This is a genomic window from Epilithonimonas bovis DSM 19482 (genome assembly GCF_900108115.1).
Lineage (GTDB): Bacteria > Bacteroidota > Bacteroidia > Flavobacteriales > Weeksellaceae > Epilithonimonas > Epilithonimonas bovis.
This window is the reverse complement of record NZ_FTPU01000004.1, coordinates 44,495-68,181: the sequence shown is the minus strand read 5'-3', so window position 1 is coordinate 68,181 and position 23,687 is coordinate 44,495. Positions and strand designations below refer to the sequence as shown.

The window sequence follows — 23,687 nt, the reverse complement described above, 5'->3', positions numbered from 1 at the left end:
ATCGCCGAACATAAAAATTTAAGTATTACTACTATCGTTATCATCTGATAATAGATTTTGTTCTGATATCAGTTTATTAACAATAATCTCTGTAGAATCAGGCTGAGAAATGACGAACTGTTTGGCATTCTCAGCCATTTTTTTTAAGACGGCTTCATCTTTTATCAATCTCTCGGTAAAGGCTGACGCTGCCACAAAATCATCAAAACTTTTAGCGCCGTTAGCTTCTATCAGTCCGTCTGCTTCAGGATTTTTTCTGTATTGGTTTCCAAAAATGACTGGTACGCCATACACTGCAGCTTCCAGGATGTTGTGCAGTCCTGAGGAATGAAATCCGCCGCCTACAATGGCCAGGTCTGCGTAAGAATACAACTTGGAGAGCTTGCCGATACTGTCTATAATGAGGACTGAAGTGTTGGAGTGCTCAAGTGTGGGAGTATGGGAAAATGAGCTGTAAAGGATCGCATTGGGAAACAGTTTTTGTAAATGTGAAACCCTTTGCAAATCATGCGGCGCAACAGCCAATTTTACACCCGGCAGTTTCTTTGACAGAATCTGGACAATATCCTCCTCAGCCTCCCAACTGCTGCCAAAAACAATCAGCTTTTCGCCAGCCTTGAAATCCTCTATAAAATCCAAATGATTATCTCTTTCCAAAAATTGCTTAACCCTGTCAAACCTTGTATCTCCGGACACAGAGGAGTTGGTAAGGCCGATGCTTTTGGCAAGCGCAGAAGACTTGATTGTCTGATGAAAAAACCAATCGATATTTTCCCGAAGTTGCTTTACAAACCATTTTCCATAAAATTTGAAATACGCCTGGTTCTCATAAAAAAGAGCTGAAATCACATAGCTTTTAACCTCTTTTTTTCTGAGTTCGGCCAAAAGATTATACCAGTAATCGTATTTTACAGTGAAGAAAATCTCAGTATCGAAGGACGATACAAAGTCTCTGACATCTTTTTCTTTATCAAATGGCAAATAGCAGATCGCATCGGCTACCTGTTTTCTCTTTTTTACATTTTCGTACCCGGAAGGCGAAAAAAAGGTTACCAAAATTTTGTATTCGGGGAAGTGTTTTTTGAGTGCTTCTAAAACCGGAAGCCCCTGCTCATACTCACCCAGGCTAGCTGCATGCATCCACAAGACTTTATCTTGCGGCGTAAATGCATTTCTCACGATTTTCAAAGATTGCTTTCTGCCTTCGAGGCCTTTTTTTGTTTTGGGATCAAAGAACGAAAAAAGCTTCATCCCAAAAATCATGAGGTAAACAAAAACATTGTATAGAAATCCCATCATTTATTTTTCTAATGCAAAGATAGGCTTTAAGAGAATAGATAAAAGAGAAAAGACTTTTGACACAAAAGGAAACCCTGACTTATGCTTAAATACAAAGATTGTCACCTAAGGCCAGATGACCTTTATAATAATCTGCCGGAATACTATTTTAAACCTCACATTGTTTGGATACCAAAGCTGCAGCCCGACTTGAGCGGTTATCCTTTTTGCGAGAGGCTATGCCGAGCAAAAAGATAATAGCGGAAGGCGGATTAAGCTGCCCTAATTATTGGAATCAACAGAAAGTGAAAAATTAATACAAAAAAGTTTTGAAATATTTGTCGAGATAAATAAAAACCCTATATTTGCAGTCTGAAAATTAATAGATAATTACGAACTAAATATATTAGTGATGAGTAAAAGAACATTCCAACCATCTGAAAGAAAAAAAAGAAACAAACACGGTTTCCGTGAAAGAATGTCCACGCCTAACGGAAGAAGAGTGTTGGCAGCTAGAAGAGCGAAAGGCAGAAAGAGTTTAACTGTTAGTGCAGCACGCGCTAAGAGATAATTTTTCTTTAATTATCATATACAAAAAAATGTCTGGACACAGTTCCGGACATTTTTTGTTGTTAAAATTTGCCAAAAGTAAAAGCTGAAAAATAAGTTTTTGCTATTTTTGAATTTCACAAATTTTCAAAATTATGCCACACAGAAATGATTCCGGATCCGACATTATTGATTTGAGCAAAGCTAAAATTGTTCAAAAAAATTTCACGGTACTGAATGATGTTGACCTTCATATCAAAAAAGGTAAATTCTGTTACCTTATCGGGAAAACCGGCTCAGGGAAAAGTTCCCTTCTGAAAGTGCTATACGGCCAACTGCCTTTGCAGGGCGGCAACGGACAGGTTGCAGGGTTTGACCTAAAGAAACTGAGACAGTCTGACATCCCTAACCTTAGAAGGAAACTGGGGATTGTTTTCCAGGATTTCCAACTGCTGTCTGACAGAAATATTGAAAAAAACCTGCTGTTTGTATTGCAGGCGACCGGCTGGACTGATAAAATCAAAATGGAAAACAGAATTGATGAAGTCCTTGCCAGCGTTGGGATGAAGACCAAAAAGCACAAGATGCCCCATCAGCTCTCTGGTGGTGAGCAGCAGCGTGCCGCCATTGCAAGAGCCCTCCTCAACCATCCGGAACTGATCCTTGCTGATGAACCTACGGGAAACCTGGATCCCGAAACATCCAACGATATTATGACGCTCCTCAAAAATCTGGCTGAAGAAAATAATTGCGCGGTAGTGATGGCTACCCACGATTACCACATGATCCAGAATTATCCCGGCGAAGCAATCCGTTGCGAAAACGGCCAGGTTTCTGTCCTGGACACTGCTGAATTATTTGAATAAAAACAATGTTTTTTGGATGTTCAAATCCTTTAGCCTTCTACGATACAAACCCTTTCTGAGCTTGAACTCCTGAAAGGGTTTTTTATTATTTTTTGGTGAACAAATGAAAGTCTTTGGTGAGCACAAGATATTCATCAGAATAAACTCTTGGCGCTTTTTCGATTACAAACTGTTCTTCTATGGCGACTGTAGGATTGAATGAATATTCTAACACCACCCGTTTGGGTTCTGCCGTTTGAATACCTTTAATCAGGATTGATCTGACGAGAAAAAGCCGGCTTTGAGAACAAATCCTGATAAATTCCTCCTTATAATTTACAGGGATAATGACAGAAAATAACCCTTCTGACGAGAGCAATTCTGAAGATTTCTGGATCAAATCGGAGAAATCCAGCTCCAGCCGCTGCCTTGCCAAAACATCTTTTTCCGAAGCATTAATTTCGAAATAAGGCGGATTAGAAACAATGAAATCAAACTTTTTTTCAGTACCGACATGCTTAAAATCAATGCAATGACTCATCAACCGGCAAGAAAAAGGCGATCTTAAAAAATTATTATGAGATAATTCTGCCGCCTCGGGATTAATATCAATAGCCGTTATTGTGGCATCCGGATTCCTCTGAGCCATCATAAGCGAAATGATTCCCGTCCCGGTTCCAACTTCCAGAATTTGCCTGGCTTGCTCAACTTCTGCCAAAGCCCCAAGCAAAACTGCATCTGTCCCTACACGAAAAACTCCAGTGCTCTGGGCTATATCAAACTGTTGAAATCGGAAAGCCTTCATCTAGAGGTTGGAGGGCATAGAAATGGTAAAAATAGCGCCTTTATCCAGAGTTGACAACACTGTGATGGTCCCGTTATAATCTTCTACCATTCTCTTTACCATCGTTAAACCAATACCCATCCCACTGTTCTTGGATGTGAAATTAGGATCAAAAATCTTATCCAGCTGGTCGGCAGGAATCCCAATGCCGTTATCTTCCACAGTAATCCTGATGCGTTTTTCAATCTTTTCCAGATCCACATTGATCACTGATTTCCGGCCTTCGGCTCTCGCCTGGCTGGCATTAGTGACAAGGTTGGTGATTATGCGCGTAAGATAGGACCTGTCAATCTTCATCCTGATATCATCGTGATTGGCGTGCACAAAAATATTTTCATCGCTGAAGATATTCAAAACATTACGCACTTCTTTGTTCAGCGTAATTTCTTCGTCATGTCGTTCAGGCAACTGCGCAAATTCCGAAAACGCATTGGCAACTCGGCTAATGACATCAATCTGCCCGATAATAACTTCACTCAGGCCTTTTACTTTGGCGCCTATGTTGGGATCGTTGGGATCAAACTTGCGCTCAAAATTCTGCATCATCAGCTTCATCGGCGTCAGCGGGTTTTTCACTTCATGAGCAACCTGTTTTGCCATCTCTTGCCATGCTGACTGTTTTTCTATATAACTGAGGCGTTCTCTCTGGTCGGCAATCTCAGAAATCATTTTATTGTATGATTTTACCAGTGCATTAAGCTCATCATTTTTATAATATTTGATAGGCCTCAGGTCTTTGTCAAAAAGGTTAATCTTGCTGATCATGGACGTAAATCGGGTAATTGCGTCGGTAAGATTATTGGAAATAATCCAGCTGAGCCAGATGCCAAACAGCACTATCAGGAGATTAACGCCTATGATGTAGGCAAAATAATGTTTGAAGACATCCATATAGGCGCTCTCATTGTGGTAATACGGGAAGTACACATAGGCAATATCATCCAGCATATTGTTTTTGAGAACCATATAGGAGGAGATTACCGTCGCATTGAGCTTGTTGTCATATGATTTATCATCATAGCGTTTGCCATTCTTCTTAATAGCTTTGATAACAGATTCCGGGATTTTTTTCTGCGCAACCAGATTAGGATCTTTGTTGGACAGCAGATAATTCCCCTGCAGGTCATAGATCACAATATCGTGCTTGTTGATGTCGGCAATCTCATAGATTTTGTTATCCAGCACTTCCGGGATTTCTTTGGTTTGCACCTGCGTATGGCTTAGCGCATAATCCAAGGATGACATCAGCGCTTCGGATTTGTTCTGCATATCCGTCATGCTCTGCTTCTTAGCATTGTCTCTTAAGATCACAAACGACAACACTGCCGATGTCACAACACTCAGCAGGCAGATGGCTAAAAAGCCTATGAATACTCTATTTCTTAACCGGTACCCTTTATATTCACTTAGTGGCATTATATTTTTTTTCAAATGTGTTTTTATATTCTGCAGCTTATAATGGTATTTTACTGATATTTCTGCATCAAATTAGCCATTGGTGATTTTAAAAGTTTTGCAACATATTTTCCGATGATGTCAAATTCAAGATTTACCACATCGCCCGGTTTTAAATATTTCATATTCGTAAACTCCCAAGTGTAAGGTATTATCGCTACAGAGAACTGGTTGTTCCCGCTCTCTGCCACGGTAAGACTTGTCCCGTTCACCGTAATCGAGCCTTGCGGTACCGTTGTATAATCAGCCGACTCTTCGTAAGAAACCGTAATAAAATAACTGCCGTTTTGGTCTTCTATACTTTTTACGATTCCCGTTTTATCCACATGCCCCTGCACAATATGACCATCTAGCCTGCCTTCAAACCTCAAACAGCGTTCCAAATTTACCTCAGTACCTACATTCCAGTAATTAAGGTTGGTTTTTTCCAGCGTCTCATTGATGGCAGTCACTTTATAAGAATCACTGTTTACTTCTACCACGGTCAGGCAACAACCGTTGTGCGCCAAGCTTTGGTCTATTTTCAGTTCCTGTGTAAAAGGGCAACTCACCGTAAAATCAATATTTCCTTCTTTTTTTTCGATTTTTTCGACTTTTCCTGTCGCTTCTATAATTCCTGTAAACATGTTTTCTAATATTTCTAAATTTTTTAGGAGCTTAATCCCGCTATCCGCTGTATCTTTTTCGCCCGCACCTTTACAAGCCGCCGCAGAAAAAGGATGCCGCTTCTATCGGGGCTATGAGCTTTGTCATAATTACAGCTTTTATTGATCCAATCCAAGATCTTATTAGCTGATCACAGACAGTTATCATAAGTTACTTTACTCCTATCCCAAAAAATTGTAAATTTGTAAAATTCTTTTAATCTTCAAAGATAAACAAATGAGCTCCAAACATCATAAAATCAGAGTAGGAATTTCTATCGGTGACTTCAACGGGATCGGGCCGGAGATCATTTTAAAATCTCTGAAAGACAAAAGCATAACCGAGTTTTTCACACCTGTAATATTTGGTTCCGGCAAACTTTTCACCTATCAGAAAAATGTTTTTAAGCTGCAGACGAATTTCAATTATATCAATACTGCAACAGAAGCGCAATCAGGAAAAATCAATATGGTAAACCTTACCAAGGAAAACAGTAATATTGAATTTGGTATCCCCACAGAAGAATCTACAAAGATGGCCATCGCCTCTCTGGACGCCGCTACAGAAGCTCTTCTTAAAAACGAAATCGATGTTCTGGTAACTGCGCCAATCAACAAAGATGAGATGATGAAATATGGCTTCTCACATCCGGGGCACACCGGCTATTTTGAAGAAAAAGCACAGAAAAAAGCTGTGATGTTTATGGTAACAGATGATCTGAAGGTAGCCGTGTCCACGCACCATATCCCTGTTGCAGAAATTGCCGCCAATATTTCTAAAGAAAAAATCAAAAAGCAGGTAAAACAACTGGTAACAACTCTTAAAGAGGATTTTTGTATTGAAAAACCGAAAATTGCAATCCTGGGCCTTAATCCTCACGCCGGCGACGGCGGTGCTATTGGCAGAGAGGAGATCGAGATCATAGAACCGGCGATAAGAGAATTATTTGATCAGGACATCATGGCCTTTGGGCCTTATCCTGCAGACAGTTTTTTCCAGCCGGAGAAGTACAGGGCATTTGATGCCGTATTGGCAATGTATCATGACCAGGGCCTGGCACCTTTTAAAACCATTGCTTATCAGGAAGGTGTCAATTACACTGCAGGACTGCCATTCATCAGGACTTCACCGGATCATGGTGTAGCTTATGATATTGCTGGGAAAAACCTGGCCGACGAAACGTCTTTCTCCGAAGCTATTTTTACCGCCATCAAAATATACAACAACAGGACAGAATACCGAGAACTGATGGAAAACAGACTACGCCCAAAGGCTTCCCATTTGAAAAATGGTGTGGATGAAGACTTGCCAGCCGCGGCTGAATAAAGTGTAATTAGGCAAGTCAATTTTTTATAATTCAAGTATTTCCAAAAAGATTTTGTTATTTAAAAAAAATAAATTATTTTTGCACACCATTTTTTATGGACAGATTTAGAAACTACGATATTGCTTTTTCCGGACTCAAAACCGGAAAGCATGATTTCAAATTTGAAATCAATCAGGAGTTCTTTGATTTATTTGAGACTGAACGGGAGTTTTTTAATCCAGAAATTAATATTGACGTTCTTTTGGACAAGCATACAACATTTTTGGAGTTTTATATTAATGTATCGGGGACAGTGCAATTGATTTGCGACATCAGCAATGATGAGTTTTCCGAAAACATCAGTAATGACTTAAAAGTCCTTGTGAAATTTGGTGAAGAATATGATGACAGTAACGAAGACATCATTACGATTCCCCATAAAGACAGCGAGTTTAATATCGCCAATCTTATCTATGAAGCCGTGGTTTTATCAATACCAATGAAAAAACTGGCACCATCGGTAAGGGATAATGATGAGTATCAAAAACTGCTTGACCAGTACAGTCCGCAAATAACCGAAGAAGATGAGGAAGAACAAAGTATAGATCCGCGTTGGGCAGCTTTGAAAAAATTAAAAGACAACAATTAATAAATAACAATATAATTCTTTAGAATTTTTTAAAATAATTTACAATGGCACATCCTAAGAGAAGACAGTCGTCTACAAGAAGAGATAAAAGAAGAACTCACTACAAAGCTGTAGCGCCACAATTGGCAAAAGATGCTACAACTGGTGAACTGCACTTGTATCACAGAGCGCACTGGCATGAAGGAAAACTTTATTACAAAGGAAAAGTTGTATTAGAGAAAACTGTAGAAACAACAGAAGAAAACTAAGATCTATCTTTGATAATCTTATACTTAGCATAAAAAACCACTCGGATTTTATCAATTTGAGTGGTTTTTTATTATATTTGGCGTTCAAAACAATTTAAAAATTATATGGATATAAAAGACATTCAGAATCTTGTAAGATTTGTTGCAAAGGCAGGTGTTTCCGAAGTTAAATATAAAAATAAGGACTTCGAAATCTATATCAAAACCCCGCTGGGCGGAGAACCTGTAAGTTACGTAACACCACAGGTGGCGTATCCGGCAGCAGCTCCTGCAACGGCAGCAACTCCTGTATCAGCACCCGCTGCAAGTTCTGAAACTGCAAACACTGCAGATAACAGCAAATACATCACCATCAAGTCTCCTATGATTGGTACTTTCTACAGAAAACCATCTCCCGACAAAGATGTTTTTGTAAATGTTGGCGATGCGGTAACAGAAGGTAAAGTCGTTTGTGTAATCGAGGCGATGAAACTTTTTAACCAGATAGAATCAGAAGTAAGTGGTAAAATTGTGAAAATCCTGGTAGAAGATTCTTCTCCGGTAGAATATGATCAGCCATTATTCTTAGTAGATCCATCTTAATATAATTGATAGATAATTATTGATAAGTGATAAAACACTTTATCCTAATTTTTAATTCTTAATTCTTAATTATAAAAAGATGTTCAAAAAAATATTGATCGCAAACCGTGGTGAGATCGCCATGCGCATTTTGCGGACTGCCAAAGAAATGGGCATAAAAACGGTAGCAGTCTACTCTACTGCAGACAAAGACAGCCTGCACGTCCGTTTTGCAGACGAGGCAGTTTGTATTGGTCCGCCAATGAGCAAGGACTCATACCTTAAGATCCCTAATATTATTGCCGCTGCAGAGATTACTAATGCAGATGCTATCCATCCGGGTTATGGTTTCCTATCAGAGAATGCTAATTTCTCAAGAATCTGTGCAAAGAACGGTATCAAATTTATCGGTGCTACGCCGGAGCAGATCGAAAAAATGGGCGACAAAGCGACAGCCAAAGCTACTATGAAAGCAGCCGGCATCCCTTGTGTGCCTGGATCTGACGGCCTGATTGATTCTTACGAAGATGCTAAGCAAACCGCTAAAGAAATCGGTTATCCCGTAATGATCAAAGCAACTGCCGGTGGCGGTGGAAAAGGGATGAGAGCCGTCTGGAAAGAGGAAGATCTCAAAGACCATTGGGACTCTGCCATCCAGGAAGCTGTCGCAGCATTTGGAAATGGCGGTATGTATATGGAAAAACTCATCGAAGAGCCAAGACATATCGAGATTCAGGTTGCTGGTGACCAGTACGGAAAAGCCTGCCACCTTTCTGAAAGAGATTGCTCTATACAAAGAAGAAATCAGAAATTGATCGAGGAAACGCCATCCCCTTTTATGACGGATGAGCTCCGAGAAAAAATGGGTGCCGCTGCGGTAAAAGCAGCTGAGTTTATTGGTTACGAAGGTGTGGGAACTATAGAATTCTTGGTAGACAAGCACAGGAATTTCTACTTTATGGAAATGAATACGCGAATCCAGGTAGAACATCCTATTACAGAGCAGGTGGTAGATTATGACCTGATCCGCGAGCAGATTCTGCTGGCCTCTGGAACACCAATCAGCGGAAAAAATTATTACCCAAAAATGCATGCGATCGAATGCAGGATTAATGCAGAAGATCCTTACGCAGATTTCCGTCCTTCACCAGGTAGGATAACGGAACTGAATATCCCAGGAGGCCATGGCGTAAGAGTTGACACACACGTTTATTCTGGGTATGCCATCCCGCCTAATTACGACTCTATGATTGCCAAGCTGATTGTTACGGCGCAAACCCGTGAAGAAGCTATTGCAAAAATGAAACGTGCCTTGGAAGAATTTTACATAGAAGGTGTGAAAACGACTATCCCTTTCCACAGGCAACTTTTGGAAAATGAGGATTTTGTAGCTGGTAACTATACCACTAAGTTTATGGAATCTTTTGTCATGGACAAAAATTTCGATAATAATATCTAATAAATATTATCCTTTTAAGATAAAATGCCTGACTTTATAAGTTGGGCATTTTTATTACTGCTTTAATCATCGATTATTATTATTTTTGGAGAAATCTTTTATTTATGGAAAACAGACCTTCGCAATATTACATAGACTTGGAGAATCAATACGGTGCACACAATTATCATCCGCTACCTGTGGTTTTGGAACGCGGCGAAGGCGTTTTTGTGTGGGATGTAGAAGGTAAAAAATATTACGATTTTCTTTCGGCCTATTCCGCTGTAAACCAAGGTCATTCTCATCCAAAAATTGTTGATGCTTTGGTAAATCAGGCTAAGAAATTAGCTTTGACATCAAGAGCTTTTTACAATTCCAATCTTGGTGAATACGAGAAAAAAATCACGACTCTTTTTGGGTTTGATAAAGTACTCCCCATGAATTCTGGCGCTGAAGCTGTAGAAACGGCGGTAAAATTAGCCAGAAAATGGAGCTATGAGGTAAAAGGAATTTCTGAAAATGCTGCAAAAATAATAGTTTGTGAAAACAACTTCCATGGAAGAACAACGACGATCGTTTCTTTTTCTAATGACCCGGATGCGAATCAGAATTACGGGCCTTTTACGCCTGGATTTGTAAAAATTCCTTACAATGATTTGGCAGCGTTGGAAGAAACTCTAATAAATGACGCCCAGAATATTGCTGCATTTTTGGCTGAACCAATCCAAGGTGAGGCTGGAGTCTTTGTTCCGGACGAAGGATTTTTGAAAGGCGCATCAGAATTATGTAAAAAATATAACGTCCTTTTCATTGCTGATGAAGTTCAGACCGGAATTGCAAGAACCGGAAGATTAATTGCCTGTCATCACGAAGATGTTCAGCCCGACATTTTGATTCTTGGAAAAGCGCTTTCCGGCGGAATGTATCCTGTTTCCGCAGTCCTGGCGAATGACGAGATTATGAATGTTATCAAGCCTGGCCAGCACGGCTCTACTTTTGGAGGAAACCCGATTGCTTGTGCAGTGGCAGTGGCAGCTTTAGATGTCGTAGAAGAAGAAAAATTATCCGAAAGAGCTGAAGATTTAGGACAACTTTTCCGTTCTGAGATTGAAAAATTAATTCAGAAAACAGATTTAATTACGAAAGTCCGAGGAAAAGGTTTGCTGAATGCTATCCTTATCAACGATACACCGGACAGCAAAACAGCCTGGAATCTTTGCTTACAACTGAAAGAAAATGGATTGCTTGCCAAACCAACTCACGGCAACATCATCAGACTAGCGCCACCTTTGGTAATCTCCGAAGAACAGCTACTGGATTGTGTGAGAATTATTGAGAAAACTGTTTTAGAATTTCAGAATTAATTTTCCAAAATCCTTTCATATAAATCGTGATATTGTTTTGCCATGATTTTATAATCAAATTGTAAAGCCCAATCTGTCAACTGTTTTTCCAGTTCCGGTTGGGTTTTATATTTTTCAAGACCTTGGAGAATGACATTCGCCATTTCCTTTGGATCGAAACTTTGAAAATAAAAAGCCACATCACCTCCAACTTCTGGAAGACTAGTATAAGTTGATAAGAAAACAGGCCTTCCGAAATACATTGCTTCGATTGGAGGAATCCCAAATCCTTCTGCTACAGAAGGCTGGCAAAGTGCTTCACAGTTTTTCAGAAGTCCAAATTTTTCTTTGTTACTAATGTTTCTTAGAATGTGAACTCTGTTTTCTAAGCCATTAGCTTTAATTTCTTCTAAAATCTGATCTTCATAGTCTTTTTTACTTCCAGATACGACTAAAACTAAATCTTCTTCCAGAAACTTTAGCATTTTAATCAATGTTAATTGGTTTTTTTTGGGAAATAAAACACCAATGTTGAGAAGATATTTTTTGTCTTTGAGAATTGGAAAATCTTTTATCTGACATTCTTTTTTTTCAGGGAAAGTAATTCCGTTATAAATAACTTCGGTCGATTTAAGTTTTTTCAGACCAAAAAGATGCTTATTTTTTTCAAAATCGTCTTTAACAAAATTCGATATACATACAATATGGTCAGCGTACTTTAAACTTCTATTTACCTTGTAAAGCATTTTACGCTTCTTGGTAGTAGTGAAATTTTCGTGTAAAAAATTAAGATCATGCAGAGTGACAATCTTTTTTGTTCTAGAGTAATTTTTTTTGAAATAAGGAGATAATTGGTGGCTCACGTGAACAAGGTCATAACCTGAACTAAACATATCAGCAAACTTGTTCCAAAAGTGTCTATTAACAATATTAGATTTTGGAATATATTTTCCGAGGGCGTCTATCGGCCCAAAAAAATCCAAAACAAAATTAGACTCTAAAGTCAACAAACCTTTAGCTAAATTCCTAAACACAGATGCAATGCCAGAATTAGGATAGCGCAAGCGTTCCAAATCTACAAGTACCTTCTTCTTCAAACTTTTTTTTACAAAGATATATTTATTATTTTTTTTTCTGTTTCTGGATTGTGATTTTCTGAAAAATAATTAATTCCATTAGATTTAATTCTTTCATAATAATTATTGTCACTTATTAATCTTGTTATGGCATTGGCAAAGTCTTGAGAATCTTCTGCAACGACACAACCATTGTTAGTTTTGTTAATAAGTCCATCTACACCTCTTCTGTTAGTAACAACTGGCAGGCCAAACGATAGCGCCTCCAAAACTTTTATTTTAATACCAGTCCCACTTAGCATTGGACATATTGCTATTCTTGCCTGTTTGTAAAATGAATCGATATCATCTACAACGCCATGTTTTATGACATTAGGATGCTCTTCAGAAATCGTATTACAGATTTTTCCAATCAGATGAATATTAATATTATTTAAATTTGGTAATACATCGTGTAAAAACCAATGTATTCCCGTGATGTTATGTTGATTATCACTTGCTACATAAATCACATCATACTTAAAATCATTTGTATGTTGATAATAGTTAAAAGGAAATGACACAGGCATTAAAGTAATCTTTTTACCCGTAAACTGTTCAAAAATGTAAGCTTCTTCTATTGAATAAGTCCATATTTCATTAAATTTTCGCAGAATATTAATTTCATCTTGAAAAAGTTTTCCAATTTTATTCTCTTTATCTCGACTTTGAGCAGTTATAAAATCATGAGTATCAATAATTTTATAAACATTATCAGAAAGACCTTCAACTAATTTACCCCAAACTGCGTAGCTAATAATTGCAGTATCAAAAGAATTCTTCTTTATAATTTCTGAAAATTCTTTTCGCAAAATGAAGCTTGTTAAATCAATCGAATTATTTTTAAAAAAATAAGGTATTTTATACAAAAAGAAATACTTAAAGAAGTTTTTTTTGTATTTCTTATCTAATGAATAAAAACTGATGTTAGGATATTTTTGTTTGAATAAAACTTCATCATTATTATTCCACATTCCCCAATCTCTCAGGGAAACAAAAGTAACCTCCAGATTTTCATTTTCATTAAAATTTGAAAGCAACTGATTGAGCCTAGTTGTATTACCGGCTTTTCCAGAAATTGGATTATCAGGCATAAAATATAGAAGCTTTTTTTTCAAAATTATTTACAAATTATTAAAATTGCAGAATTGTTTCATAAATCTTCAAATGTTCAGCAACAGTTTTTTCCCAAGAAAAATTCTTAGCCTGCTCTATTGCTTTTCTACCTAGATCTTGTCTATACTCATCATTATCATAAATCTTCCACATTGTTTCAACAAGTTGACCTTGATCTGTTGGGTCTAATAAAACACCTGCATTACCAACAACCTCTGGTAAAGATGATGTGTTTGAAACTACTACAGCAGTTCCACATTGCATTGCTTCTAACGGAGGCAGACCAAACCCTTCATAAAATGACATATAATAAAAAGAATTCGCATGACTATATATGCTTGCCAAATCCTCATCCGGAATACGACCCGTGATAATTATTTTATCTTTACGTCCTTTTGTATTTTCATACTCTTGGAATATATTATCAAAATCCCAACCTTTATTACCTACTAAAACTAAACTAAGATCATCAATTTTTTTCTCTGTAATCATTTTTACAAAACTTCTGATTACGTGATCTATATTTTTTCGTGGTTCCAAAGTACTAAGACTTAAAAAATACTTGTTAGGAATATTATATTTCTTTTGAACTTCAGAAAATTTTTTCCCGTCATCACATTTATAAAAAAAATCTTTTGATGCTGCTAAAAGACTCACAAAAACTTTGTTTGGATCTATGTAAGGTGCATATTTTAATAAGTCTTTTTTGGTGTTTTCTGACACACAAATTGCAAAATTACTTGAACCTATACTTTTTATTGTTTTCTCTAACAATTCAGTGTTTTCGTTATACTGTGGATATAGAATAGGAATTAAATCGTGAATAGTAATGACTTTTTTCAAATGAGGATAAACCTCTAAACTCTCGTGTATTGGGTAATAGAAAGTATGATATATTTGTGCATTCTTAATTTCTTCATTATAAGAAATAACATAGTCTGAAATACCAATCAGCTTATAGATTTTTTTAAAAAGTTTTTCCTTTCTAAACGGAATAAATTTTACTCGAATGCAGTCATTAACATTTTTAATAATAAAATTTTCTTCCAGAATAAAGCGATTAATTTTAAGATGAGTTTCTTTATGATTATTAAAATTATGATTAGCGTAAAAAACCTCTAAACTGTTATTTGAAAAAAAACGTTTAAAAAGTTCATAAGCCACTCTGAAAATGCCTGTTTGATTATACTTATAAGCGTTGCCAATGACCTCAAGATCAAATATAATTTTTATTTTTTTCACGTTGATAAATACTTTTGTGTAAAATTGTACTATAAAGTATCGTAAAAAGCATTCTGATTTCTCTGTTTATCGATATTTTTAATATGAAATAAACAATAATCTTCATTATCGGAAGGCAATTTTTTAACTTTTTTAAAATTGATAAGTACTTCCTGAATTTTATTCTGCCATCTTATATTTTTGCCCAGTTTAAAAATCCTATTCTGATAATCTGGAAAATTGACATAATCTTTTTCATTAACGTTCCAATTCCAATTTCTAATATCAGAATCTGTAATTCCCTCGACAATATTGATTCGCGGAACTATAAAACAATCGAATCCCCATTTTCGAACAAAATTTCTTTGGGATTTTTTTTCAATCGATAGAGATTTATTGCTAAACTCTTCGGAAAATCTAGAGGTCTTACTTACGAAATGATAAGTGATAGCATTTGCACATAAAAAAATCTTCTCACCTGATAATCTTAAGCGAAGTATCAAATCATCATCTTCGCAAAACATTGGAGAAAAAGGTGGATCCAAACCTCCTATTTTTAATAAAGTCTCTCTCTGTACACTAAGAAAGAACAATGTATGAACTGTTATTTTTTTTAGTTCTACTACCCCATCTAAATATTCTTTTTCATATTGATAAAAATCAGAAAATTTAAATGTTTTGAAGTCGTCGCCGAAATCTTTTATAATTTTCCAATCTCTATTATCATCATCGAAAATAGGAGGTTCTACAACTTTATAACAAAAAATATTATCTGAATCTAAACTTTTTGACAAATTTTCGAGAAAATCCTTTCCCAAAACCATATCATTATGAAGAAAGCAGACATACTTTTTTGTGGCTATACTTGTAGCTTTGTTATAAGTATCAGACAACGTTTTGTTATCTTCGGAATAAAAGTACTTTACGTTAGAATCTTCCAAATTATCTAACCATATGTTCGTTCCGTCAATACTTCCATAGCTCACAAAAACAATCTCTACATCCGGATATAATTCTCTGGTATGTTGATAGAAAAACTTTGTGTATTCTATATTGTTTTTAAGACCAATTAGGAGAAAGATATTATTTTCCACAGCTAGTTACTCCCTATCATAATCATCCTCCAGCCTCACAATATCATCTTCGCCAAAGTAAGTCCCTGTCTGTACCTCGATAAAAACAACAGGCTGATCTGTAAGATTCATAATCCGGTGCTTGGCACCTAGTGGGATGAAAATACTTTGACCATAAGCCAAAGGGATCTCTACATCATCCAGAACAATCGTCGCATTACCTTCGATAATTGTCCACTGCTCTTGTCTTTTATAATGATATTGGTAAGATAATTTTTGACCAGGGTTCACTTCAATTCTTTTCAGTTTATAGTTAGGCTCATCTGCCAACACATAATATTTTCCCCACGGTCGCTCTCCAATTTCTAACATAGTTATCATTTTAATTGTCAAAAATAATGAATTCCTTCAGGAATAACCAAATTCAAACCTCAAAACGGTTAAATTTTATTAATTTTGCACCACATTTTTTAGACATCAAAGCATAACAGGATTTGCATTTGATATTAAAAAACTAAATATCTACAAATGAAAAAAGTACGCGTGCGATTTGCACCCAGTCCGACAGGAGCTTTACACCTTGGAGGAGTCAGAACGGCTTTATATGATTATCTGTTCGCAAAAAATAAAGGTGGCGAATTCGTTCTTAGAATCGAAGATACCGATACAGCAAGATATGTAGAAGGTGCAGAAAATTACATTATGCAATCTTTAGCATGGTGCGGCATTGTTCCGGATGAGAGCCCTGCAATTGGTGGTCCTTATGCACCATACCGCCAGTCGGAAAGGAGAGCCATCTATGACCGCTACAAAGATCAGATCCTGGAAACAGATTATGCTTATCTCGCATTTGATACGCCGGAAGAATTAGACAATATCAGAAAAGAATTTGAAGCCCGTGGCGAAGTTTTCTCATACAACTACCAGACAAGGCAACAATTGAGGAATAGTATTTCTCTTCCTCATGAAGAAGTTCAGCAACTGTTGAATGACCAGGTACCTTATGTTGTACGTTTCAAAATGCCGGTAGATCGTGTTCTTCATCTTCAGGATATTATCAGAGGTAATTTTACTGTTAATACTAATACATTAGACGATAAGGTTTTAATTAAAAATGACGGCATGCCAACTTATCATTTCGCCAATGTGGTGGATGATTATGAGATGAAAATCTCTCACGTTATCCGTGGTGAAGAATGGCTGCCATCTATGCCTTTGCACGTTTTGCTTTACGAAGCCATGGGATGGGAAGCTCCGGAATTTGCACATCTTTCGTTAATCCTAAAACCAGAAGGCAAAGGAAAACTCAGCAAAAGAGACGGTGCAAAATTTGGTTTCCCAGTATTTCCGATGGATTTTAAAGACCCGGAAAGTGATGAGGTTTGGAAAGGTTACAAAGAATCCGGCTATTTCCCGGAAGCTTTTATCAATATGACAGCACTTTTGGGATGGACACCTGCCAATGATAAAGAATTGGTATCAATGGACGAAATGATTGCCGAATTTGATCTTCATAAAGTCCATAAAGCCGGAGCTAGGTTTGACCCTCAAAAAGCGAAATGGTTTAACCATGAGTACCTCAAACTGAAATCTGACGAAGAGGTTTTAACTTTGTTAAAAGAAGTAGATGGTATCAAATCCTTCGGTTTTTCAGACGAAAAATTACTCAAAATCGTTTCGTTGATGAAGGAAAGAGCCAGTTTTGTAGCTGATATCTATAATGACGGCCAATTCTTTTTCCAGGCACCTACATCTTACGACGAAAAAGCGCTTAAAAAAGCATGGAATGACACGACCTCTTCTACCCTGGCCAATTTATCTGCAAAACTGTCTACCACAGAAAGCTTTGAACCGGAAGTACTGAAAGAAACAATCCATCATTTTGCAGAAGAGCAAAGCCTGGGCATGGGAAAAGTTATGATGCCACTTCGTCTCGCACTAGTCGGTGAACTGAAAGGCCCTGACGTACCAGATATTATGAATATTATCGGGAAAGAAGAAACGCTTGCAAGAATAGAAAAAGCAATCCGTTTAAATTAATTATTAAAACACTTCATGAGTCTCAGTTTCACAATTTTTTAATTTTTAAAAATGTCTGTCTGAGGCTGTTGAGGACTCTTAAAGATAATTCAAAAAAAAAGATTATTTTTGGGATGGTTTAACCCAAACGAAATATGGAATATTTAGAATTTGAACAACCTGTAAAAGAGCTGATCGAGCAGTACGAGAAATGTGTACAATTGGGTACAGAGAGCGGCATCGATGTAGATGAATCCTGCAAAAAGATCAAAACAAAAATAGAGGATACCAAGAAAAAAATATATGGCAATCTTACGCCTTGGCAAAGAGTCCAGCTGTCAAGACATCCGGACAGGCCTTATACCTTAGATTACATCAACGGTTTGGCAGATGCAGGAAGTTTTGTAGAACTGCACGGTGACAGAAACTTTGGAGATGATCCGGCCATGATTGGCGGTATTGCCAGCATTAGCGGGAACACTGTGATGTTAATCGGAACCCAAAAGGGAAGAACGACCAAAGAACGCCAACACAGACGATTTGGGATGTCTAACCCTGAAGGTTACAGAAAGGCGCTAAGGCTGATGAAACTGGCAGAGAAATTCAATATTCCTGTGGTAACGTTTGTAGATACACCTGGTGCTTATCCAGGCCTGGAAGCGGAAGAGCGTGGACAAGGCGAAGCTATCGCACGTAACATCTACGAAATGTGCCAGCTAAAAACTCCAATTATCACAATCATCATTGGCGAAGGGGCAAGTGGAGGTGCTCTAGGAATTGGTGTAGGAAACAAAGTTTATATGTTGGAAAACACTTGGTACTCTGTGATTTCTCCAGAAAACTGTTCTGCAATACTTTGGAGAAGCTGGGAATATAAAGAAACTGCTGCCAACACAATGAAGCTGACTGGTGAGGATATGCTGAAGCAGAAACTGATTGATGCGATTATCCCGGAACCTCTTGGTGGGGCACACTATGATTACGCTGCCACTTTTGAAAACGTAAAAAAAGTCATTCTAAAAGATATAAAGAGTTTTGCCAAAATCCCGACTGATAAAATTGTGGAAGAAAGACAGGACAAATTTATTGCCATGGGTGAGTTCAAAGGATAGCACTTTGCTGTTAGCTTACTTCTTTGAAATCAAATAATTATACGACCCTTTCAGAGTTCAAATCCTGAAAGGGTTTTTTTTGTTTTTTCATAAGCCTTGTTAAGCTTTAAACCACGATAGGCCTTTTCTGTATTGATACCAAGCAGACTTTCAATTATATGACAAACATCGTTTGATTGCCTTGTCCTGCGCCCCGACTTGAACGGACTCTTCGACAGGCTCAGAGTGACAAAGCGGGAGTGGAAGGCGGATAAAGGCGCCCCAATAATTTTACAAAAAAAGCGGCTCAAACAAATTGAACCGCTTTTTATATTTAGAAAAAATCTTCTAATTATTCTGCATCGAAGTCTGCATCTGCATCAGCAGATACTTTTTCGCCTTCTTCTTTAGATTTTTCTTTTTCTGCTTTTCTTTGAGATTGTCCTTCTTTTACAGCATCTGCTACAACAGAAAGGATCATATCGATAGATTTGGAAGCATCATCATTTCCTGGGATTACGTAATCCACTTTTCTTGGATCTGAGTTGGTATCTACGATACCGAAAACTGGGATACCCAATTTTTTTGCTTCTGTAACTGCGATGTGTTCTCTCATGATATCAACTACGAAAATAGCTGAAGGAAGACGAACCATGTCTGCGATAGATCCTAAGTTTTTCTCAAGTTTAGCTCTTTGACGATCCACTTGTAATCTTTCTTTTTTAGATAAAGTTTCGAATGTTCCGTCTTTCTTCATTTTATCGATAGCGTTCATTTTTTTAACCGCTTTTCTGATTGTTACGAAGTTGGTCAACATCCCACCAGGCCATCTTTCTGTGATGTAAGGCATGTTAAGTTCTGCAGCATGTTTTGCTACAACTTCTTTCGCTTGCTTTTTAGTCGCTACGAAAAGAACTTTTTTACCAGCAGATGTCAATTTTTCCAAAGCTGCACAAGCTTCGTCCAATTTCACTGCTGTTTTATGTAAATCAATGATGTGAATACCGTTTTTCTCCATGAAAATGTATGGAGCCATATTTGGATTCCACTTTCTGGTCATGTGACCGAAGTGTACGCCAGCCTCTAAAAGGTCTTTTACATTTGCTTTTGCCATGTTTTCTTGTTTTTGTTAGTTTACTTTCCGCTTTTTTGCAATCAACTCAGCTTTAGATGGGAGCGGAGTTTGGATGCTAAACCTAACGGGCAATATTTTTTGTTAGATAAATAGATTTTAGACATAAGACACAGACAAAAAAATCTGAAATCCGACATCTCCAATCTGAAGTCTGAAAAAAAATTAACGTTTTGAGAATTGGAATCTCTTTCTCGCTTTTTTCTGACCTGGTTTTTTTCTCTCAACCATTCTTGCGTCTCTTGTAAGCAATCCGTGTGGCTTAAGAGCCAATCTGAATTCTTCGTTGATCTCGCAAAGTGCTCTGGAAACCCCTAGTCTTACAGCTTCTGCCTGACCTGTGATCCCACCACCAAAAACATTAACTGTAAGATCATACTGACCCAAAGTTTCTGTTAACAAAAATGGCTGATTAACTTTGTAAACTAAAACATCTGTACAGAAATACGTTTTAGCATCTTTCCCGTTTATAGTAATGTTACCAGTTCCTGGTTTTACATAAACTCTTGCAACAGAAGTTTTTCTTCTTCCGATTTTGTGTACTATAGACATACTCAAATTATTTGAATTCGTTAACATTGATTACTTTTGGCTGCTGCGCTTCGTGCTTATGCTCAGTCCCTTCATATAGATAAAGGTTTCTGAATAAAGCTGAACCCAATCTGTTTTTAGGCAACATCCCTTTTACAGATTTTTCCAACACTTTCAAAGGATCTTTCTTCAAAAGCTCTTCTGCAGTTTGCGACTTTTGCCCACCTGGATATCCCGTGTGCCAAATGTAAGTTTTGTCTGCCCACTTGTTTCCGGAAAGTGTAACTTTCCCAGCGTTCAAAACGATTACGTTGTCTCCACAATCTACGTGTGGTGTGTAATTCGTTTTGTGCTTACCTCTCAAAATCTTTGCAACGGTAGAAGCTAGTCTTCCCAACGGTTGCTCAGCAGCGTCTACCACAACCCATTCTTTATTAGCGGTAGCCTTGTTTGCCGATACTGTTTTGTAACTTAATGTATTCACAATTTATCGTTTACGATTAAACATAATTTTCCCTCAAAGGGTGTGCAAAGGTATGAAATTTTTCCCGGATGAAAAATTTTCCCACAAAAAATATTATAATTTTCTAAATATTAAATGGTTAAGTAATACCTGTTTCGTAAAACAGAACAGAAATTATCGTCATTATTTCAAAACTACTAATGTTGCCTGATAAATTATCTGCCCTGCATTTCTTAAAACTAAAGCTTAAAAATCAAATTCAAAAAATTGCACAAATTTTTAAAAGATTAGCAGCCGCCCCATGCCTTTTTTATATTTTTGAGGAACAAGGTTTTACTCAACAAAAAATTCAGGAAAAATTCACAGAAGCGTTTGTTCATACTCTACCAAAAGCACTTTTTATCTACTTGCCTATTTTTGCCTTTATTTTATGGCTGTTTCACGACAAGAAAAAATGGTGGTATTTTGATCATGGTATTTTCACGCTCCATTATTTTTCTTTCCTTCTGCTTAATATCCTCATCTTTTCATTTTTGAACAAACTAACGAATGTAGTGACTATCGGAGCCATCAACTGGCTTTTATATCTGGTAATGACAGGGATGATCATCTACAGCGCGCTCTATTTTTTCGTTGCACACCGCAGAGTTTACCGTTCACATGGTATTGTCAGTTTAATTATTGGCTTTATCTTATTCTCAATCAACTTTATTGCCTTTCTTTTTTTGGTTGTCGGACTAGGACTGATCAGTTTCCTCATGATTCATTAAAAAACAAAAGCCAGATTTCTCTAAGAAGCCTGGCTTTTTTATAAATTTAAATATTGCCTAAAAAGCAAATAGCCAAAAGCTACAAGCCAATCAATACCTCAGCGATTTGCTTTCTCGGAAACTGGCGATCATATAATAGGCAACAAAGACCGTAGAAAACTTAATAATTGATGGAACAGCCGTTTCAAAATCGAAAAATATCAGTCCTACAGCCACCAAGAAAACAATTCCAATTAAAGAAATGCCCATTTTTTTTGCAAGAGGCCACTCCGGATGATCTACAAAATAAGCTAATCCCCAACCAATCCCAAAAGCAGAAGCCACATACAGTTCTACCCAGAAATTGGCAGGCTCTCCTGTAAAACGTCTCAAGAAAAAACTGATCAAAGTTCCTATTGCAAAATACATCAGCGCCTTTACCATCTCAAATAATTTTCGCAAAAATAAGAAATGTATTTGTACAATAGAAAAAGTGTAGAGATTGTTTGTAAAAACCACAAAGTCACAAAAGCTATACTATATAAGTCTTATTGAATATCCATAATTAGTCAATTAATACATGATGAAGAAAATAACTGCTAAAAATACAATTGTTCCAGAAAGCGGACATTCAGATGTTTTTTTCAGTTGATCAAAAACCCAAAAAAGGAAAGCATTTTAAGTATTTTTGTTTTCAACTTTGCAAAGTTTTCAAGTAAGTTTTTCTTTTGTGGCTTTTGTGGTTTAAAATTTTGATTAAAATCAATCAAGTTCAAAACTCTCCTCAACAAAATTCCTTAGATTTGTTTAAATGATATTTTTATGCGCGAGGTAAGGCTCAATTCCATTCTGGACAACGACTTTTATAAGATCACGATGCAAAATGCCGTAGTGAAATTGTTTACCAATGAAATTGTAAAATACGAATTCATCAACCGTGGAAAACACAACTTTCCCGAGGGTTTTGCCGAGGAACTGAGAAAATCTGTCAACGCAATGGCAGAGCTTAAACTGACCAAAGACGAAAAAAAATATCTTAAAATCACCTGCCCGTATCTGGCTTTGCCCTATCTTGACTTTCTGGAAGGTTTCCATTACGATCCTTCGGAAGTCAAAATTGAGCAGGACGGCGCCGATCTCAAAGTGTCTGTAGAAGGCTTGTGGTACAGAACAATCCTTTGGGAAGTGCCTCTTCTAGCGCTTATCAGCGAGCTCCATTATGAGATGAATCATCTGGAAAGGCAAACTAATGAAGAAGTGGTTGAAAAAACCGTGGAAAAAGCCCGACATCTGACAGAACTCGGTGTTCCGTTTGCGGAATTTGGGACCAGGAGGAGGCATTCCTACAAAGTGCACCGATTGGTGATGGACGCTCTTACTCAGGACAAAAGTTCTACTTTTATTGGAACATCCAACATCCATCTCGCCATGCTGTATAAGGTAAAACCTATTGGCACGCATGCGCATGAATGGTTTATGTTCCATGCGGCAGAATTTGGTTTTAAAATGGCCAATTCTATTGCGCTGGAAAATTGGGTGAATGTTTACCGTGGCGATTTGGGAGTTGCATTGTCAGACACTTATACTACGGATGTTTTTTTCCAGCAGTTTGACAAAATGTTTACAAAACTCTTTGATGGTGTGCGGCATGACAGTGGCGATCCGTTGGAATTTGCGGATAAAACCATCGCCCATTACAAGGAGAACGGTATCAACCCGCTTTTCAAATATATAATTTTCTCCGATGGCCTTAATCTGGAAAAAGTTGAAGAAATTACCAATTACTGCAAAGGCAAAATAGGAATCTCTTTTGGTATCGGAACCAACTTAACCAATGATGTTGGCCTGAAACCTATGAACATTGTGATGAAACTTATCAGTGTAAAAGGCATCAATAATGAATGGATCCCTACCGTAAAACTATCTGACGAGAAAGGCAAATATACCGGTGACCCCAAAATGATAGAACTGGCCAAAGAATTTTTAAGAATCAAAGATTAATAGCCTTAAATAGAA

At 37.2% G+C, this 23,687-nt stretch carries 25 protein-coding genes; 12 read left to right on the top strand and 13 right to left on the bottom strand.

Annotated elements, in window-relative coordinates; all coding sequences use genetic code 11:
• Positions 1-18 precede the first annotated feature (18 nt).
• On the bottom strand, positions 19-1,296 hold the full coding sequence (locus tag B0B05_RS02750) for a 3-deoxy-D-manno-octulosonic acid transferase (RefSeq protein WP_076781971.1): 1,278 nt from the start codon (positions 1,294-1,296) through the stop codon (positions 19-21).
• Between the two features lie 394 nt (positions 1,297-1,690).
• Between B0B05_RS02750 and rpmH the strand changes: the two genes are divergently transcribed.
• Both rpmH and B0B05_RS02740 read left to right on the top strand, forming a co-directional pair.
• A complete protein-coding gene (gene rpmH, locus B0B05_RS02745) occupies positions 1,691-1,849 on the top strand; it encodes a 50S ribosomal protein L34 (RefSeq protein ID WP_034701860.1) in 159 nt (52 codons plus the stop codon).
• Between the two features lie 133 nt (positions 1,850-1,982).
• The gene (locus B0B05_RS02740) at positions 1,983-2,693 is read left to right on the top strand and encodes a cell division ATP-binding protein FtsE (protein WP_076781970.1); all 711 of its coding nucleotides are present in this window, start codon (positions 1,983-1,985) and stop codon (positions 2,691-2,693) included.
• 85 nt (positions 2,694-2,778) lie between these two features.
• On the opposite strand, the gene B0B05_RS02735 is transcribed toward B0B05_RS02740, so the two are convergent.
• The 3 genes from B0B05_RS02735 to B0B05_RS02725 are packed head-to-tail and all read right to left on the bottom strand — an operon-like array spanning position 2,779 to position 5,597.
• Positions 2,779-3,477: a tRNA1(Val) (adenine(37)-N6)-methyltransferase gene (locus B0B05_RS02735; RefSeq protein ID WP_076781969.1), complete on the bottom strand. Its 699-nt coding sequence runs from the start codon at positions 3,475-3,477 to the stop codon at positions 2,779-2,781.
• Positions 3,478-4,932, bottom strand: coding sequence for a sensor histidine kinase (locus tag B0B05_RS02730; RefSeq protein ID WP_076781968.1), 1,455 nt, complete (start codon positions 4,930-4,932; stop codon positions 3,478-3,480). It abuts the gene before it with no gap.
• Positions 4,933-4,982: 50 nt separating this feature from the next.
• Positions 4,983-5,597 (bottom strand): riboflavin synthase, encoded by a 615-nt coding sequence (locus B0B05_RS02725; RefSeq protein ID WP_076781967.1) that lies wholly within the window; start codon positions 5,595-5,597, stop codon positions 4,983-4,985.
• A 256-nt stretch (positions 5,598-5,853) separates the two neighbouring features.
• On the opposite strand from B0B05_RS02725, the gene pdxA reads away from it, so the two are divergent.
• The 6 genes from pdxA to rocD all read left to right on the top strand — a co-directional run bounded on the left by pdxA (position 5,854) and on the right by rocD (position 11,182).
• Positions 5,854-6,942 carry a 4-hydroxythreonine-4-phosphate dehydrogenase PdxA gene (gene pdxA, locus B0B05_RS02720; RefSeq protein WP_076781966.1) on the top strand — a complete coding sequence of 363 codons (1,089 nt, stop codon included), beginning with the start codon at positions 5,854-5,856 and terminating at the stop codon, positions 6,940-6,942.
• 95 nt (positions 6,943-7,037) lie between these two features.
• A complete protein-coding gene (locus B0B05_RS02715; RefSeq protein ID WP_076781965.1) occupies positions 7,038-7,571 on the top strand; it encodes a YceD family protein in 534 nt (177 codons plus the stop codon).
• A 44-nt stretch (positions 7,572-7,615) separates the two neighbouring features.
• Positions 7,616-7,819 (top strand): 50S ribosomal protein L32, encoded by a 204-nt coding sequence (rpmF, locus tag B0B05_RS02710; protein ID WP_076781964.1) that lies wholly within the window; start codon positions 7,616-7,618, stop codon positions 7,817-7,819.
• A gap of 105 nt (positions 7,820-7,924) precedes the next feature.
• Positions 7,925-8,401, top strand: a complete 477-nt coding sequence (gene accB / locus B0B05_RS02705) for an acetyl-CoA carboxylase biotin carboxyl carrier protein (RefSeq protein WP_076782027.1) — start codon at positions 7,925-7,927, stop codon at positions 8,399-8,401.
• Between the two features lie 79 nt (positions 8,402-8,480).
• Positions 8,481-9,839 carry an acetyl-CoA carboxylase biotin carboxylase subunit gene (gene accC, locus B0B05_RS02700; protein ID WP_076781963.1) on the top strand — a complete coding sequence of 453 codons (1,359 nt, stop codon included), beginning with the start codon at positions 8,481-8,483 and terminating at the stop codon, positions 9,837-9,839.
• Positions 9,840-9,943: 104 nt separating this feature from the next.
• Complete coding sequence (gene rocD, locus B0B05_RS02695; RefSeq protein ID WP_076782026.1) at positions 9,944-11,182, top strand: ornithine--oxo-acid transaminase; 1,239 nt, start codon at positions 9,944-9,946, stop codon at positions 11,180-11,182.
• On the opposite strand, the gene B0B05_RS02690 is transcribed toward rocD, so the two are convergent.
• From B0B05_RS02690 to B0B05_RS02670, 5 genes are read right to left on the bottom strand one after another with little or no spacing between them, the layout of a single operon-like run.
• On the bottom strand, positions 11,179-12,258 hold the full coding sequence (locus tag B0B05_RS02690; protein ID WP_076781962.1) for a glycosyltransferase family 4 protein: 1,080 nt from the start codon (positions 12,256-12,258) through the stop codon (positions 11,179-11,181). The genes rocD and B0B05_RS02690 overlap by 4 nt on opposite strands.
• Positions 12,259-12,266: 8 nt before the next feature.
• Positions 12,267-13,370, bottom strand: a complete 1,104-nt coding sequence (locus B0B05_RS02685; RefSeq protein ID WP_076781961.1) for a glycosyltransferase — start codon at positions 13,368-13,370, stop codon at positions 12,267-12,269.
• A gap of 40 nt (positions 13,371-13,410) precedes the next feature.
• The gene (locus B0B05_RS02680) at positions 13,411-14,634 is read right to left on the bottom strand and encodes a glycosyltransferase family 4 protein (RefSeq protein WP_076781960.1); all 1,224 of its coding nucleotides are present in this window, start codon (positions 14,632-14,634) and stop codon (positions 13,411-13,413) included.
• A gap of 29 nt (positions 14,635-14,663) precedes the next feature.
• Positions 14,664-15,707: a glycosyltransferase family 2 protein gene (locus B0B05_RS02675; RefSeq protein ID WP_076781959.1), complete on the bottom strand. Its 1,044-nt coding sequence runs from the start codon at positions 15,705-15,707 to the stop codon at positions 14,664-14,666.
• A gap of 6 nt (positions 15,708-15,713) precedes the next feature.
• Complete coding sequence (locus B0B05_RS02670; RefSeq protein ID WP_076781958.1) at positions 15,714-16,058, bottom strand: phosphomannose isomerase type II C-terminal cupin domain; 345 nt, start codon at positions 16,056-16,058, stop codon at positions 15,714-15,716.
• Between the two features lie 156 nt (positions 16,059-16,214).
• Between B0B05_RS02670 and gltX the strand changes: the two genes are divergently transcribed.
• Positions 16,215-17,726: a glutamate--tRNA ligase gene (gene gltX / locus B0B05_RS02665; protein ID WP_076781957.1), complete on the top strand. Its 1,512-nt coding sequence runs from the start codon at positions 16,215-16,217 to the stop codon at positions 17,724-17,726.
• A 134-nt stretch (positions 17,727-17,860) separates the two neighbouring features.
• Positions 17,861-18,817, top strand: coding sequence for an acetyl-CoA carboxylase carboxyltransferase subunit alpha (locus B0B05_RS02660; protein ID WP_076781956.1), 957 nt, complete (start codon positions 17,861-17,863; stop codon positions 18,815-18,817).
• 331 nt (positions 18,818-19,148) lie between these two features.
• Here B0B05_RS02660 and rpsB read toward each other — a convergent pair whose 3' ends face one another.
• From rpsB to rplM, 3 genes are all read right to left on the bottom strand, one after another.
• Complete coding sequence (gene rpsB / locus B0B05_RS02655; protein WP_076781955.1) at positions 19,149-19,910, bottom strand: 30S ribosomal protein S2; 762 nt, start codon at positions 19,908-19,910, stop codon at positions 19,149-19,151.
• Between the two features lie 183 nt (positions 19,911-20,093).
• Positions 20,094-20,480 (bottom strand): 30S ribosomal protein S9, encoded by a 387-nt coding sequence (gene rpsI / locus B0B05_RS02650; RefSeq protein ID WP_027383698.1) that lies wholly within the window; start codon positions 20,478-20,480, stop codon positions 20,094-20,096.
• 7 nt (positions 20,481-20,487) lie between these two features.
• On the bottom strand, positions 20,488-20,943 hold the full coding sequence (rplM, locus tag B0B05_RS02645; protein WP_076781954.1) for a 50S ribosomal protein L13: 456 nt from the start codon (positions 20,941-20,943) through the stop codon (positions 20,488-20,490).
• 179 nt (positions 20,944-21,122) lie between these two features.
• Between rplM and B0B05_RS02640 the strand changes: the two genes are divergently transcribed.
• On the top strand, positions 21,123-21,692 hold the full coding sequence (locus B0B05_RS02640; protein ID WP_076781953.1) for a hypothetical protein: 570 nt from the start codon (positions 21,123-21,125) through the stop codon (positions 21,690-21,692).
• A 90-nt stretch (positions 21,693-21,782) separates the two neighbouring features.
• Here the strand turns inward: B0B05_RS02640 and B0B05_RS02635 are convergent, their stop codons facing one another.
• On the bottom strand, positions 21,783-22,133 hold the full coding sequence (locus tag B0B05_RS02635; protein WP_317044112.1) for a hypothetical protein: 351 nt from the start codon (positions 22,131-22,133) through the stop codon (positions 21,783-21,785).
• A 360-nt stretch (positions 22,134-22,493) separates the two neighbouring features.
• Between B0B05_RS02635 and pncB the strand changes: the two genes are divergently transcribed.
• Positions 22,494-23,672, top strand: coding sequence for a nicotinate phosphoribosyltransferase (pncB, locus tag B0B05_RS02630; protein WP_076781951.1), 1,179 nt, complete (start codon positions 22,494-22,496; stop codon positions 23,670-23,672).
• Positions 23,673-23,687: the final 15 nt, after the last annotated feature.

What these genes read in the sequence shown, in the direction of transcription:
- B0B05_RS02750 (WP_076781971.1), bottom strand. Translation starts at nt 1,296, where the DNA reads ATGGGATTTCTATACAATGTTTTTGTTTACCTCATGATTTTTGGGATG.
- rpmH (WP_034701860.1), top strand. Translation starts at nt 1,691, where the DNA reads ATGAGTAAAAGAACATTCCAACCATCTGAAAGAAAAAAAAGAAACAAA.
- B0B05_RS02740 (WP_076781970.1), top strand. Translation starts at nt 1,983, where the DNA reads ATGCCACACAGAAATGATTCCGGATCCGACATTATTGATTTGAGCAAA.
- B0B05_RS02735 (WP_076781969.1), bottom strand. Translation starts at nt 3,477, where the DNA reads ATGAAGGCTTTCCGATTTCAACAGTTTGATATAGCCCAGAGCACTGGA.
- B0B05_RS02730 (WP_076781968.1), bottom strand. Translation starts at nt 4,932, where the DNA reads ATGCCACTAAGTGAATATAAAGGGTACCGGTTAAGAAATAGAGTATTC.
- B0B05_RS02725 (WP_076781967.1), bottom strand. Translation starts at nt 5,597, where the DNA reads ATGTTTACAGGAATTATAGAAGCGACAGGAAAAGTCGAAAAAATCGAA.
- pdxA (WP_076781966.1), top strand. Translation starts at nt 5,854, where the DNA reads ATGAGCTCCAAACATCATAAAATCAGAGTAGGAATTTCTATCGGTGAC.
- B0B05_RS02715 (WP_076781965.1), top strand. Translation starts at nt 7,038, where the DNA reads ATGGACAGATTTAGAAACTACGATATTGCTTTTTCCGGACTCAAAACC.
- rpmF (WP_076781964.1), top strand. Translation starts at nt 7,616, where the DNA reads ATGGCACATCCTAAGAGAAGACAGTCGTCTACAAGAAGAGATAAAAGA.
- accB (WP_076782027.1), top strand. Translation starts at nt 7,925, where the DNA reads ATGGATATAAAAGACATTCAGAATCTTGTAAGATTTGTTGCAAAGGCA.
- accC (WP_076781963.1), top strand. Translation starts at nt 8,481, where the DNA reads ATGTTCAAAAAAATATTGATCGCAAACCGTGGTGAGATCGCCATGCGC.
- rocD (WP_076782026.1), top strand. Translation starts at nt 9,944, where the DNA reads ATGGAAAACAGACCTTCGCAATATTACATAGACTTGGAGAATCAATAC.
- B0B05_RS02685 (WP_076781961.1), bottom strand. Translation starts at nt 13,370, where the DNA reads ATGCCTGATAATCCAATTTCTGGAAAAGCCGGTAATACAACTAGGCTC.
- B0B05_RS02670 (WP_076781958.1), bottom strand. Translation starts at nt 16,058, where the DNA reads ATGTTAGAAATTGGAGAGCGACCGTGGGGAAAATATTATGTGTTGGCA.
- gltX (WP_076781957.1), top strand. Translation starts at nt 16,215, where the DNA reads ATGAAAAAAGTACGCGTGCGATTTGCACCCAGTCCGACAGGAGCTTTA.
- B0B05_RS02660 (WP_076781956.1), top strand. Translation starts at nt 17,861, where the DNA reads ATGGAATATTTAGAATTTGAACAACCTGTAAAAGAGCTGATCGAGCAG.
- rpsB (WP_076781955.1), bottom strand. Translation starts at nt 19,910, where the DNA reads ATGGCAAAAGCAAATGTAAAAGACCTTTTAGAGGCTGGCGTACACTTC.
- rpsI (WP_027383698.1), bottom strand. Translation starts at nt 20,480, where the DNA reads ATGTCTATAGTACACAAAATCGGAAGAAGAAAAACTTCTGTTGCAAGA.
- B0B05_RS02640 (WP_076781953.1), top strand. Translation starts at nt 21,123, where the DNA reads ATGTTGCCTGATAAATTATCTGCCCTGCATTTCTTAAAACTAAAGCTT.
- pncB (WP_076781951.1), top strand. Translation starts at nt 22,494, where the DNA reads ATGCGCGAGGTAAGGCTCAATTCCATTCTGGACAACGACTTTTATAAG.